Source organism: Legionella sp. W10-070, from assembly GCF_900640175.1.
Lineage (GTDB): Bacteria > Pseudomonadota > Gammaproteobacteria > Legionellales > Legionellaceae > Tatlockia.
In genome coordinates this window covers 1-13,180 of record NZ_CAAAJC010000037.1, presented here as the reverse complement: position 1 = coordinate 13,180, position 13,180 = coordinate 1, and the positions used below count along the sequence as shown (strand labels likewise).

The window sequence follows — 13,180 nt, the reverse complement described above, 5'->3', positions numbered from 1 at the left end:
CTCCACAATCTCGGGTTACCTTAATTGTGATGCAACGAATGCTTTTTTAGACTTGTTTAATTTTGGGTCGGGTTACCTTTAATGTGATTCAACACGAACTAGAGTTTCTTTTTTATAATCCAATTGATTGTTTAGATTTAAAAATGTACAATATGGGAGCTTTCTTTACGGTTTTTGTATTATGCAATTTGATTCGTTACTTGAATATCTTAATTATCAATTACCTGGCTTATTCACCATAAGAGTAAGAAATTTTTTTAGTTTTCTTCCTTTTGTTAAACCCGTAGACAAGCGTATACAGAGCTTAAGAATCTCAGTCAATCAAGCGCTGGCCAATCCGGGTAACTATTATTATGTAGATTACTATCAACAGCAGGAAGAATTTTTTTATCAGTGTTTACATGGGGATTCATTCTTTTATTCTGCAGACGAAACTACTCATAAAGGCGCGGCACGCAGTTCTTTTGCCATAGTAATGCAACAGTCTGCTACCTCAGTATCGCCTGATGCACTAAAGGATTCGCCTTCTTCAGTTATGAATCTCCAAAAAGAGACTCTCTTGCAAAAAATAATAAAACTATTGCAAAAAGAGTTCTGGGAAGAGTCTGTGGATGAGTTGTTTGCAAAACTTGACAGGGCAGAGCAACTTGGATTGGTTCGAGAACTTATTGCCAATACCATAGAAACAAGGTATAAAACCGAAAAACTATGCATTCTACATCTTGTCGATATTCTTTCCCTGGATCAAGACTCGTTGAAAAAGGAATTATTTGATAACTTACAGAATGAGGAGTCAATCAGGGGTTATGAATACTATTTATTACTGAAAGGGGATTTCTTTAGAGACGAATTACTTGACTTGATTGACCATCTTGGAAAAAAGCAAGCTAATTGTGAAACATCTTCTTATGGCGTGCAACGTGACTACCATGAATTAAAATTTAGCCTTCGCTCCATGCGTGATGGGAAACCAATTCATGAGGATGAAACTGCTGTTGAAAAGGTAGCCAAGCAATTTGAATCCTGGAATGAAAAACATAATCCAAGCGAAGAAGTGATTACAGACTTAGTTAAAAAAATCTTTTCTTGTATTGAGAATTTGCAATTAATCATCAAATCTTTCAAAGAACCTTGTTTAAAGGAAAAATATATCAAAGAACAAATTGCTGAGAGGAAAAGGATAAGTTTAGAAGATGAACGTTCAGAGTTTAGAAAGCAAATGAGAGAAGGTAAAATAGTAACTGTTGCTACTCAAAGGCTTGCTGAATTGTTTCCCGATGAAGAGACCTTAGCTAAAATAAAATTACAATGTACAAAATTGGGAATAGCCATATTTGATGCAGAGGATCCATATGCCAGAAAAGAAGCCTTAAGGGAACATAATGCAATGAAAAGTTGGGGTTCAACGTTTAATAATTAATTCAGGCCAGGGAAAAATCCTATTTTAATCGTAAAATTGCCCTGATCGTGATTCTTATACAGGCGATCCTTCGTTATGTTCAGGATGAACTACTTTACACAAAACATCGCCTAATTGGAACTACGATAATTTTACCTTGTTCTAACGCTCCTATTGCTATTTTCTATGATTTTCATATAATGTTCGGTTAAATTAATGTCAGGAGTGTGGTATGCCTCTTTCTATTATTCAACAAGCACTGACCTTTGATGACGTGTTGTTGGTTCCTGCCCACTCAACAATCCTTCCAAAAGAAGTTTCTCTAAGGACCTCACTAACCCGTGAAATTAATTTAAATATCCCCTTGCTTTCTGCGGCTATGGATACAGTAACTGAGGCGCGCCTGGCTATTGCTATGGCTCAGGAAGGCGGTATTGGTATTATCCACAAAAATATGAGTATTTCTGCTCAAGCGGAAGAAGTCCGTAAAGTGAAGAAATTTGAAAGTGGGATGGTAAAGGATCCTATTTCGGTAACCCCGGAGATTACAGTTAAAGAATTACTTGAGGTGATGACCAAGCATAATTTTTCCGGTGTTCCTGTAGTTGAGGGGAGTCTGCTTGTTGGCATTGTTACCAGCAGGGATATTCGTTTTGAGACGAATCTGTCCTTGCCTGTTCGAGAGGTAATGACACCAAAGGAACGTTTGGTTACTGTCAGGGAAGGAGCAGGTCGTGAAGAAATCCGCAGCCTTTTACACAAGCATCGTATTGAAAAATTATTAGTTGTTAATGAGGCTTTCCATTTACGTGGTCTTATCACGGTTAAAGATATCCAAAAAGCTAAAGAGAATCCATTTGCCTGTAAAGACAGTGCCGAACAATTACGGGTCGGTGCCGCAGTAGGCGTTGGCGAAGGTACGGGTGAAAGAGTGGATGCGCTGGTTGAGGCTGGTGTTGATGTATTAGTTGTCGATACGGCTCATGGCCATTCGCAAGGTGTTTTAGACAGGGTTTCATGGATAAAAAAGCGTCACCCTTCTGTTCAGGTGATTGGCGGAAATATTGCTACTGCCGCAGCTGCAATTGCGCTGGTTGAGGCAGGAGCTGATGCAGTGAAGGTAGGTATCGGTCCTGGTTCAATTTGTACGACCCGTATTGTGACAGGTGTTGGTGTGCCACAGATTAGTGCGATTGCTAATGTTGCCAAGGGGGTGAAGGGGAAAGTGCCTGTAATTGCGGATGGGGGCATCCGATTTTCTGGCGATGTATGCAAGGCGTTAGCGGCTGGGGCAGATACAGTGATGCTGGGAGGAATGTTTGCCGGGACTGAAGAGTCACCGGGCCAGATTGAACTTTACCAGGGACGTACTTATAAAAGCTATCGAGGGATGGGGTCGATTGGCGCAATGTCACAGGCACAGGGTTCAAGCGATCGCTATTTCCAGGATGCAAGTCAGGGTGCTGAGAAATTAGTTCCCGAAGGGATTGAAGGACGAGTCCCTTATAAAGGGCCTGTGCAGACCATTATTCACCAATTAATAGGGGGATTACGTTCCTGTATGGGCTATACCGGATGTAAGACTATTGAAATGCTTCATGAAAATGCAAAATTTGTTCAGGTGACAAACGCGGGTATGCGTGAATCACATGTTCATGATGTCAGTATTACTAAACAAGCCCCCAATTATCAGGTTGACAATTAATAATGAAAAATATTAAACAACGACCTCTGGTCATCCTTGATTTTGGCTCTCAATATACCCAGCTGATTGCAAGACGAGTGCGCGAGATGGGAGTGTATTGTGAAATTCATCCCTATAATATCGAAACCGAGGCTTTGCAGACATTGACTCCATGTGGGGTAATTTTATCCGGAGGTCCTTCGACCGCTACTCTTCACACGAATCCAAGAGCACCGGAATGGTTATTCGAGTCAGATTTGCCTTTGCTTGGAATTTGCTATGGAATGCAGACTATGGCAGTTCAGCTTGGTGGTGAAGTACAGTCATCAGCTATTCGTGAGTACGGTTATGCTGAATTACGTTTGCATGCGCATAGTCAATTACTGGACAGTATTGAAGATCGTACCACACAAGAGGGTGGGGCTTTGCTTGATGTTTGGATGAGTCATGGTGATAAGGTAACCCAACTGCCGCCTGGTTTTGAGGTTATTTGCGAGACTCGCAATGCCCCTATTGCAGGAATGGCAAATGAAGCTCGACGTTGGTATGGTTTACAATTTCATCCCGAAGTTACCCATACGTTACAAGGGTTAAGGATTTTACAACGCTTCGTGGTTGATATTTGTCAAGCTGATACAAACTGGACTGCTGATAATATTATCGAGCAGGCTATTGAAACTATTCGCAAGCAGGTAGGCAAGCAGCAGGTTTTGCTGGGACTATCTGGCGGGGTGGATTCTTCGGTGGTTGCCGCGTTGCTCCATAAAGCGATCGGCAAACAGTTGACTTGTGTCTTTGTTGATACTGGATTGTTGCGTCTCAATGAAAAAGAACAAGTGATGACGATGTTTGGTCAGCATCTCGGGATTCATATTGTTGCAGTAAATGCGGAGAAAAAATTTCTGGAGGCTTTGGCCGGAGTCGATTGCCCTGAGAAAAAACGCAAAATTATTGGTCATACATTTATCGAGATCTTTGATGAAGAGGCTCAGCATATCCCCGATGTCCAGTGGCTGGCGCAAGGTACGATTTATCCCGATGTAATTGAATCGGCAGCTACCAACAACAATGCTTCCATGGTTATTAAATCGCATCATAATGTAGGTGGCTTGCCTGAGACGCTGAATCTGAAGTTATTAGAGCCTATCCGTGAGTTGTTTAAAGATGAGGTGCGCAAAATAGGTTTGGAGCTTGGCTTACCTTATGACATGGTATATCGTCATCCATTTCCTGGTCCTGGGTTGGGTGTACGTATTCTGGGGGAAGTCAAAAAAGAGTATGCAGATATTTTGCGCCAGGCTGATGCTATTTTTATTGAGGAATTGAAAACGGCTGACTTATATCAAAAAGTGAGTCAGGCTTTTGCTGTTTTTTTACCGGTCAAAAGCGTTGGGGTTATGGGTGACGGCAGGCGTTATGATTATGTTATTTGCCTGCGTGCGGTGGAAACGGTTGATTTCATGACTGCTCATTGGGCGCATCTTCCCTGGGATTTTTTAGCACACGTTTCTAATCGAATTATTAATGAGGTTGCTGGTGTATCGCGAGTAACCTATGATATTTCTGGTAAGCCACCAGCAACGATTGAATGGGAATAAATGATACTGTCTGGATGGCGCAAGCTTATCAGCTTGCGCTAAGAGCAAAAGAAGAGGGGGAAGTGCCTGTTGGTGCTATTCTGGTCAGCGCTGATGATTGTTTAATAGGGCGCGGTTGGAATCAGGTGGTGCAAAAGAACGACCCTTGTGCGCATGCAGAGCTTCTTGCTATTCGTGATGCTGCCCAGCATCTTCAGAATTACCGCTTATTGGATACCACGCTCTATGTCACTTTAGAGCCCTGTGCGATGTGCGCGGGTGCCTTGGTTCATGCTCGTATAAAGCGTCTTGTCTTTGCAACACGTGACTTCAAAGCCGGTGCTGCCGGATCAGTTTATAATCTGCTGCAAGGTTATCCTTTAAATCATCAAGTAAAAATTGATGAAGGAATTCTCCAGGAAAATTGCGCAAACTTGTTAGTTGATTTTTTTGGTAACCGCCGTTGAATTGACTATCTTTCTCAGCTCATGCTTTGTGATTTGCCTATGGTTAGCGGGAGCGCGATTATGTTGCTGATGTTTTGGTTAATTCAGTGATTAGTGCTTGTTTTAAAGATTCTCTCTCCTGCTGACTTAAAGCATTGCCCGTTTTTGTCGATATAAAAAACATATCTTCAACCCGTTCGCCAGCAGTGGCAATTTTTGCATTATGTAACGTAATATTTTGTGTTAAGAAAATGTGGCTTATTTTGGCAAGTAACCCTGGTCTGTCAGTGGTAACCAAGAATAAGCGGGTATGTTGATGCTCACGATCTTCAGTAAAAGTTATTTTGGGAGATAAGTTAAAGTGGGCCTGGGTGCGTGAGACTCTTCGCTTTGAAGTGGCAGGAAGCTTGGTATCACTGGCTAGATGTTTAACCAGATCCTCTCGAATTATTCTAATGCGATTCTCATCAAAAAATGCCTGATGTTGTTCATCAAGGATGATATAAGTATCCAGATCATAATTATTGTCACAGGTTAAGATAGCTGCTTCCTGGATGGTTGCGTAGTGATTGCTAAGTACGGTGGTGGCGATAGTAAAGCGCTCAGCACGGTGAGGCATGTAGATCAATACTTCGGTTCCGCCCTGGCTATAGTGGGGCATAATTAATACAAGAGGATATTGATCACAATGAATAATAGCCTGGGTGTGTCTGGCAATAATTTCTGCTGGCTCATGCAAAAAATATTTACCCTTAAAGTTAATCCAGAGACGCTCAACAGTAGCCTGAGAAATCCCCTCTTTAAGTAAAAGTTCCATTGCTTGCTTTTTTCGTGAATAAATTACTGTAGTTTCATCCATCAAGGCTTTTTCCTGCCGCATGGTTGAATGAGCGGATTGATATAATTCTTTTAGCAACGAATCTTTCCAGGCATTCCACAGTTTAGGGTTTGTAGCACAGATATCTGCTACCGTTAATAAGTAGAGATAATCCAGATATTCCGGTTGAGGAAGGAGCGAACAAAAATCATGCACTGTCTTGGGATCATAGATATCCTGACGTTGTGCTGTCTGGGACATCAGCAAATGCTGATGTACAAGCCATACCAGCAGTTTTCTATCTTCATCTTCCAGTTGATGATGGAATGAAAATTGCTCGGCCTCCTTTGCGCCTAACTCAGAATGATCACCGCCACGCCCTTTAGCTATATCATGAAACAGCGCGGCTAAATACAAAATCTCTGGTTTTTTGATTGTTGACATTAATTTGGCTGCCAGAGGAAAGTGCTGCTTATAGTCTGCTTCAAGGAATCGGGAAAGATTACGAATAACAAACAATGTATGCTGATCGACTGTATAGACATGGAATAGATCGTATTGCATTTGACCCGTCACTGCGGCAAAACAATCCAGATAGTGGGCTAAAACGCCATAACGATTCATATGATGAAGTGCTTTATAGGGGCCTGAAGGGGTTTTAAACAACGCTATAAAGTCTTTTACGCCTGATTTGGCGGAATGGAATTTTTTACCCATCAGATAAAGATGCTTGCGGATTAAACGAATAGTATTTGCACGTACACCTTGAATAGTTGGACGTTTGGCAATCCATAAAAACAATTCCAATAAAGCTTGAGGTCTGTGAATAAATACCTGGGGATGCGTTACTTCAATATAATTATTAGCCAGATGAAAATGGTTATCTAAAGGGATAATCTGTTGTTTCTGATGATGAACGATGGCTTCAGTAAACCATTGCAGCAACATTTCATTGAGTTCTCGAATGCGTTTTATAACATTAAAATAAGTTTTCATGAATTGCTCAATGGCTAATGAGTTGGACGTGTCCGTAAATCCAAACAAATTGGCCAGTTTGATCTGGTAATCAAATAAAAGGCGTTCTTCTTGTTTCCCAGCCAGCATATGTAGTGCAAAGCGTACTCGCCAAAGAAAATACTGGCAAAATATCAGGTCTTCATATTCTTTATCAGTGATAAAGCCGTTATTAATTCCTTCAGCAAGTTTGTTAATACCAAAATGGCGTTTGCTGATGTTGAGTAAGATATGAATGTCTCGAAGTCCGCCAGGGCCATTTTTTACATTAGGTTCAAGATTATAGGCAGTTTCGCCGTATTTGGCATAGCGCTGGTTTTGTTCTTGTTGTTTGGCAAAAAAATATTGCTCTCCTGGCCACATGTGCAATGGGTGTGTCTGGTATGACAGTTCTTCTATTAACGCCCCTCTGCCACAAAGTAAACGCATGTCAAGAATACTTGAAATAACACTTAAGTCCTGGCTTGCCAGTTCGGCACAGGCATTGACTGTAGTGATTTGGTGGCTTACTTCCAACCCGATGTCCCAACAAGCCTGGATGAAGGACTGGGCTCGTTGGGCATGGGTTTCTGTAATTACCTCATGATGCAATAAGAGTAAGTCAACATCAGAGTAAAGTTGCAGTTCACGGCGTCCATAACCGCCGAGAGCCACTAAAGAAAATTGGTTATCGAGATGCAGGTTACTGTTATGAAAAAGTTTGATGAGAATGGTGTCAATAAAGCTTACCAGTTTTCGAGTAATTTCTGTAATGTTTCCTTTTTGGCGAAATTCATCACATAGCTCATCCTTGAACTGTTTAATGGATTTTTTTAGGAGGTGGTTATCGTTCTTCATTGCGTAAGGTTAAAATTTCAACCCCATCGTCTGTAACTAGCAATGTATGCTCCCATTGTGCTGAAAGACTATGGTCTTTGGTGACTACAGTCCAGTTATCAGGTAACAGGCGAGTATGGTGTTTACCAATATTAACCATGGGTTCAATAGTAAATGTCATTCCTGGTTTTAAAATTTCTCCAGTACCAGGGATACCATAATGAAGTACCTGGGGGTCTTCATGAAAAATACGGCCAATCCCGTGGCCGCAATATTCACGTACTACCGAGCAGCGATTTTCCTCGGCATGTCGCTGAATCGCATGGCCTATATCACCCAGATGCATGCCTGGCTTAACCATATTGATACCGATGAACAAGCATTCATGTGCAATATTTACTACATGTCTGGCTTTGACAGAAGGGCTTCCTATAAAAAACATTTTGCTGGTATCCCCATGGTAACCGTCTTTAATAACAGTCACATCGATATTGATAATATCGCCATCTTTTAATACTTTTTTACTGGGAATGCCGTGACAAACAACATGATTGATTGAGGTGCAGATAGATTTTGGGAAGCCATTATAATTCAACGGTGCAGGAATTGCTTTTTGTTCATTGACGATATATTCATGACAGATTGTGTTTAATTCATCAGTAGTAATCCCTGGTTGCACGTAGGGACCTATCATTTCCAGTACTTCACCTGCCAGTTTGCCGGCAACGCGCATTTTTTCAATTTCTTCAGGGGTTTTAATTGTTACTGCCATCGTTTTAATCCGCAAAAAAATCTATAATAACATAAGCATCTCTTCAATTATAATCCTTGATATCTGCAGTGCGATTACAAAGTACGGTATTTCCAGAGACAGGTGCTTATGCTTAATAATTTTTGATATTATTTGCTTCGAGTACAGCGATTTAGAAGCAACTGCAATGCTAGAACTAATACAAGATGATCTGGGATTGGGGTTGGAAAAGCCCCCCGTAATCGGGGGGTAGCAGAATTAGCATTTCTTATATTTCATCATGCGGTTTTCTTCTTTTTGCTTCATCATTTGCTTGAATTGAGCTTTTTGCTGATCATTGAGCAAGCTATAAATCTGCTGTTTTGCCTGGACTTTCGCTTTCATCATTTGTCCTAGTAGCTCTTTCTTTTGATCAATCAGGCTGTTTAGTTTTGAATCATCCAGTGTGTCAGATTGGATCAGGTCATGCATTTGGCTACGGATGGATTTCATCTGCTCCCAGTTTGCTTTTTGGCTTTCTTTCAGTTGATCTTTAATTGCTTTGACCTTGGCTTGCTGTGCCGCATCCATATTTAGACCATCGATCATTTTTTTCATGCGATCAGGACAGGCATTATCATTGGATGGTTGAGAATTGGAAGCTGGTTGGGCAGAATTTACAGCATTCTGATTAGCGGCAGCAAAAGCTGTTTGTCCAATCATGCACGAAAGAAGAAATGCAACTAGCGATATTTTTTTCATTTTTACTATCCTTGGTTTGATGTTATTAGACTCAGGAGTGAGTATAGACCGTGATTTTCGTTTTGTGTAAAACCACCTGTACTATCATCAAAAAAAAAAGAATTAAAGTCAATGTCATTGCTGAGGGACTCACATTATGGTATAAATATCGCGCTTTTAACGACACACACGTTTCGTCACATATAGTGGGGTCCCGTTATAACTAAGGGTACTGTATGGGGGGCGTGGAGGCTTAACCCTGGAGAATTAAATGAATGTAAGCATGCGTGAATTACTCGAAGCAGGAGCTCATTTCGGGCATAGAACCCGTTATTGGAATCCTAAAATGGCTCCCTATATTTTCGGTTCGAGAAATAAGATCCATATTATTAACCTGGAAAAAACATTGCCAATGATGAAAGACGTAACCAATTATGTTGGCCGTCTGGCATCAAATAAGGCTAAAATTTTGTTTGTTGGCACCAAAAGAGCTGCTCAGGATAGTATCCGTGAGCATGCAAAGCGTTGTGGGATGCCTTATGTTGACCATCGGTGGTTAGGGGGTATGCTGACCAACTGGAAGACTGTTCGTCAAAATATTATTCGCTTAAAAGAATTAAAAGAAATGCGTGATAAAGGCGCATTTGATAATATGATTAAAAAAGAAGCCTTAATGCTGACCAGAGAACTGGAAAAGCTGGATCGTAGCTTGGGTGGCATAGAAGATATGGGCGGCTTGCCTGATGCTCTTTTTGTAATTGACGTTGGTTTTGAGCATATTGCAGTGGAAGAAGCACGTCGACTCAAGATTCCTGTAATCGGTGTGGTTGATACCAATAATAACCCGGAAAACATCGAGTATGTTATTCCTGGCAACGACGATTCTATGCGTGCAGTGGAAATTTATATTCGTTGTATTGCTGATGCCATCGTTGATGCCAAACGTGGTAACACTGTTGGTGGCGCGTCTTCAGATGCTGAGTTTGTTGAAGTTCCTGCAAATGATAAAGCAGCAGAAAAAACAGCAAATGAATAATTAACTTTATAATTACACTGATGTGTATTTAAAAAACGTAATGAGAAATTAGTAAATGGAGACTTTCTCAAAACGAACCGAAATTATGTGATAAATAAAAAGGGGATTCAGTTGGAAGTAAGTCCCCTTTTTGCTATATGGAGGATTAGATATGTCAATTAGCGCTTCATTGGTTATGCAATTGCGTGAGCGCACTGGTGCCGGTATGATGGAATGTAAAAAATTCCTGATTGCAACAAACGGAGATATTGAGCAGGCAGTTCTGGAGATGCGCAAAGCAGGTCAAGCTAAAGCAGATAAGAAAGCTGACAGGGTTGCTGCAGAAGGTGTCATTGTCATTAGTCGGGCATCAGATGGCCAATCGGCAGTGATGCTTGAAATTAACAGCGAAACTGATTTCGTAGCTCGCGATGAAAATTTTATTAACTTTTCGACTAAAGTGGGCGAGACAGCCTTATCTGGTTCGGCGAGTGATGTGGATACATTGGCAGAACAGCCATTGATGGATACTGATTTAACTATTGAACAAGCCAGGCAAGAATTGATTGCTAAAATTGGTGAAAACATCAAATTACGCCGTATGGAAAAAATGAGCTGCGATGGGGTAATTGGTCATTATTTGCATGGCAATCGCATCGGTGTTATGGTGGCTTTGAAAAATGGCGATGAAACACTTGCTAAAGATATTGCCATGCATATTGCAGCCAGCCGCCCAATGGTAGTTAGCCATGAGCAGGTATCTGCCGAAGCAATTGAAAATGAGCGTGATATCTTTACTGCTCAAGCACGTGAAAGCGGTAAACCTCAGGAAATCATTGATAAAATGATTGAAGGCCGTATTAATAAATTCATCGACGAAGTGAGTTTGCTAGGTCAACCTTATGTAAAAGATCCTAATAAAAAAGTAGGTCAATTGTTGAAAGAAAGCAATGCTGAAGTGATTTCTTTTGTACGCTTTGAGGTAGGCGAAGGCATTGAAAAGAAAGAAGATAACTTCGTAGAAGAAGTGATGGCACAGGTTCGTGATTGATGATGAACGATAATCAATCGCAATTAAAATATAAACGCATCCTGCTTAAATATAGCGGGGAAGCACTGATGGGAAAAACTCAATTTGGGATTGACCCATCGGTCCTTGATCGAATAGCTAATGAGGTTGCTGAACTTATTCGGATGGGTGTTGAGGTTGCTTTGGTTATTGGCGGTGGTAACTTATTTCGTGGAAAGGCGTTGTCAGAAGCTGGTTTAGGTCGCGTAACGGGCGACCATATGGGCATGTTGGCCACGGTTATGAATGGATTAGCTTTACGTGATGCTCTTGAGCGTATTGATTTACCGGCGCGTATTATGTCTGCAATTCCAATGCTTGGGGTTGTTGACCCTTACCATCGACGCAAGGCGATTACCCATTTACGTGATGGGCATGTTGTCATCTTCGCCGCAGGTACTGGCAATCCCTTTTTCACTACAGATACGGCTGCTTGTTTGCGTGCTATTGAGGTAGGTGCTGATGTTGTGCTAAAGGCGACAAAGGTTGATGGAATTTATTCTGACGATCCCGTTAAAAATTCCCAGGCTGTTCGTTATGATTTTTTAACGTATAGGCAGGTGTTAAGTGATGGATTAGAGGTAATGGATTTGACAGCTATTTGTTTATGCCAGGAGCATGGAATGCCTTTACAGGTATTTAATATGGGAGCGCCAAATGCACTTAGGAAAATTGTTCTCGGCGAACGGGTTGGAACTATAGTAGGAGCAGACCATGATCAATGATATTAAGCAGGACGCTGAAAAGCGTATGAAAAAATCTGTGGAGACTTTACAGACTGATTTATTAAAAATTCGCACTGGCCGTGCTAATGCCAGTCTTTTGGATCATGTGCAAGTTGATTATTATGGTAATCTTACGCCTTTAAATCAAGTAGCCAATGTCAACGCCAGTGATTCACGTACCTTAATGGTCACTCCTTGGGAAAAATCGATGGTCGCAGCAGTCGAAAAAGCAATTTTGACTTCTGATTTGGGACTAAATCCAGCAACGGCAGGTAATGCCATTCGTGTACCGATGCCTCCATTGACTGAGGAGCGTCGCAAGGAAATGATTAAAATTGTACGTGCTGAAGGTGAGCAGGGTCGTGTAGCAATTCGTAATATTCGTCGTGATGCGAATAATCATCTTAAAGAGTTGGTGAAAGCTAAAGAAATCTCAGAGGATGACGAGCGACGAGCAGGCGAAGTGATCCAGAAGTTAACAGACAAATATATTGCAGAAATTGATGTTTTATTGAGTACAAAAGAAAAAGACTTAATGGAAATTTAACGCTTACTGTCATTAATCTGTGTTGTCTGATACGGCGATTTTTCGCAGTATCCAGTTAATGGCAGTAGTTTTATCTGTTCAAAAAGAAGTACATTCAGAATGTTTTTCTAACTTAAACTTATTATCAGTTACCTTGTCGCTTAATCAACATTAAAAACGTTTAATTCCCTCCAAAACGATAAAAAAGTCAAAAGAAAGTTATCGATAGGTATCTAACAATCTCACTCCAGAAAACGCTCAGTTTGAAAAATTGAAACCTCAATAACGGGAATCAGGTTGCATGATACTGTTAATGGGCTCTTTATAGGCATTTATGTTCTTCAAATAGTCCCATGACAACTGCTTCTAAATATCTAATCAGTAAAATAAAACTGACACGAGTTTTTTTTTGCATAAGCAGGGTGGCATAAAAATAATCATTTAGATTCAATTATGGTTATGAAGTTAATGTTTTATTAGAGTCTGTTGACATTTCAACTTAAACTGCCCACTTCCCGCGCTTTATGCTTCCAATTGGCCCTAAGTTTTTATTGACAAAACATTTTTGAACATTTCTGCAGCAATTCCTAGAGCTTGAAATCCCAACCACATTGATTTGAT

At 40.8% G+C, this 13,180-nt stretch carries 11 protein-coding genes; 8 read left to right on the top strand and 3 right to left on the bottom strand.

The genetic code is table 11. The features are described 5' to 3' along the window. The first annotated feature begins 181 nt into the window (after window positions 1-181). From E1O65_RS11840 to tadA, 4 genes are all read left to right on the top strand, one after another. Window positions 182-1,420 (top strand): hypothetical protein, encoded by a 1,239-nt coding sequence (locus E1O65_RS11840; protein WP_133133807.1) that lies wholly within the window; start codon window positions 182-184, stop codon window positions 1,418-1,420. A 211-nt stretch (window positions 1,421-1,631) separates the two neighbouring features. Further along, window positions 1,632-3,104, top strand: coding sequence for an IMP dehydrogenase (gene guaB / locus E1O65_RS11835; RefSeq protein ID WP_133133806.1), 1,473 nt, complete (start codon window positions 1,632-1,634; stop codon window positions 3,102-3,104). A gap of 2 nt (window positions 3,105-3,106) precedes the next feature. Beyond that, a complete protein-coding gene (guaA, locus tag E1O65_RS11830; protein ID WP_133133805.1) occupies window positions 3,107-4,681 on the top strand; it encodes a glutamine-hydrolyzing GMP synthase in 1,575 nt (524 codons plus the stop codon). After that, a complete protein-coding gene (tadA, locus tag E1O65_RS11825) occupies window positions 4,678-5,127 on the top strand; it encodes a tRNA adenosine(34) deaminase TadA (protein ID WP_133133808.1) in 450 nt (149 codons plus the stop codon). The genes guaA and tadA overlap by 4 nt, the downstream gene beginning before the upstream one ends. Before the next feature lie 58 nt (window positions 5,128-5,185). Here the strand turns inward: tadA and glnD are convergent, their stop codons facing one another. From glnD to E1O65_RS11810, 3 genes are all read right to left on the bottom strand, one after another. Further along, window positions 5,186-7,774 (bottom strand): [protein-PII] uridylyltransferase, encoded by a 2,589-nt coding sequence (gene glnD, locus E1O65_RS11820; protein WP_133133804.1) that lies wholly within the window; start codon window positions 7,772-7,774, stop codon window positions 5,186-5,188. After that, complete coding sequence (gene map / locus E1O65_RS11815) at window positions 7,761-8,525, bottom strand: type I methionyl aminopeptidase (RefSeq protein ID WP_133133803.1); 765 nt, start codon at window positions 8,523-8,525, stop codon at window positions 7,761-7,763. Before map ends, glnD begins: the two co-directional genes overlap by 14 nt. A 237-nt stretch (window positions 8,526-8,762) precedes the next feature. Further along, entirely contained in the window at window positions 8,763-9,245 is a 483-nt protein-coding gene (locus tag E1O65_RS11810) for a Spy/CpxP family protein refolding chaperone (protein ID WP_133133802.1), read from the bottom strand. A 250-nt stretch (window positions 9,246-9,495) separates the two neighbouring features. Here E1O65_RS11810 and rpsB point away from each other — a divergent pair, with 250 nt between their 5' ends. The 4 genes from rpsB (at window position 9,496) to frr (ending at window position 12,580) form a co-directional block, all read left to right on the top strand. Continuing rightward, window positions 9,496-10,260, top strand: coding sequence for a 30S ribosomal protein S2 (rpsB, locus tag E1O65_RS11805; RefSeq protein WP_133133801.1), 765 nt, complete (start codon window positions 9,496-9,498; stop codon window positions 10,258-10,260). A 151-nt stretch (window positions 10,261-10,411) separates the two neighbouring features. Then, window positions 10,412-11,290 carry a translation elongation factor Ts gene (gene tsf / locus E1O65_RS11800; protein ID WP_133133800.1) on the top strand — a complete coding sequence of 293 codons (879 nt, stop codon included), beginning with the start codon at window positions 10,412-10,414 and terminating at the stop codon, window positions 11,288-11,290. Further along, entirely contained in the window at window positions 11,290-12,033 is a 744-nt protein-coding gene (gene pyrH, locus E1O65_RS11795; protein WP_133133799.1) for a UMP kinase, read from the top strand. Before tsf ends, pyrH begins: the two co-directional genes overlap by 1 nt. Next, entirely contained in the window at window positions 12,023-12,580 is a 558-nt protein-coding gene (gene frr, locus E1O65_RS11790; RefSeq protein WP_133133798.1) for a ribosome recycling factor, read from the top strand. Before pyrH ends, frr begins: the two co-directional genes overlap by 11 nt. The last annotated feature ends 600 nt before the right edge of the window (window positions 12,581-13,180 follow it).

Excerpts from the sequence above, each read along its gene's own strand:
- E1O65_RS11840 (WP_133133807.1), top strand. The coding sequence starts at position 182 with ATGCAATTTGATTCGTTACTTGAATATCTTAATTATCAATTACCTGGC.
- guaB (WP_133133806.1), top strand. The coding sequence starts at position 1,632 with ATGCCTCTTTCTATTATTCAACAAGCACTGACCTTTGATGACGTGTTG.
- guaA (WP_133133805.1), top strand. The coding sequence starts at position 3,107 with ATGAAAAATATTAAACAACGACCTCTGGTCATCCTTGATTTTGGCTCT.
- glnD (WP_133133804.1), bottom strand. The coding sequence starts at position 7,774 with ATGAAGAACGATAACCACCTCCTAAAAAAATCCATTAAACAGTTCAAG.
- map (WP_133133803.1), bottom strand. The coding sequence starts at position 8,525 with ATGGCAGTAACAATTAAAACCCCTGAAGAAATTGAAAAAATGCGCGTT.
- E1O65_RS11810 (WP_133133802.1), bottom strand. The coding sequence starts at position 9,245 with ATGAAAAAAATATCGCTAGTTGCATTTCTTCTTTCGTGCATGATTGGA.
- rpsB (WP_133133801.1), top strand. The coding sequence starts at position 9,496 with ATGAATGTAAGCATGCGTGAATTACTCGAAGCAGGAGCTCATTTCGGG.
- tsf (WP_133133800.1), top strand. The coding sequence starts at position 10,412 with ATGTCAATTAGCGCTTCATTGGTTATGCAATTGCGTGAGCGCACTGGT.
- pyrH (WP_133133799.1), top strand. The coding sequence starts at position 11,290 with ATGATGAACGATAATCAATCGCAATTAAAATATAAACGCATCCTGCTT.
- frr (WP_133133798.1), top strand. The coding sequence starts at position 12,023 with ATGATCAATGATATTAAGCAGGACGCTGAAAAGCGTATGAAAAAATCT.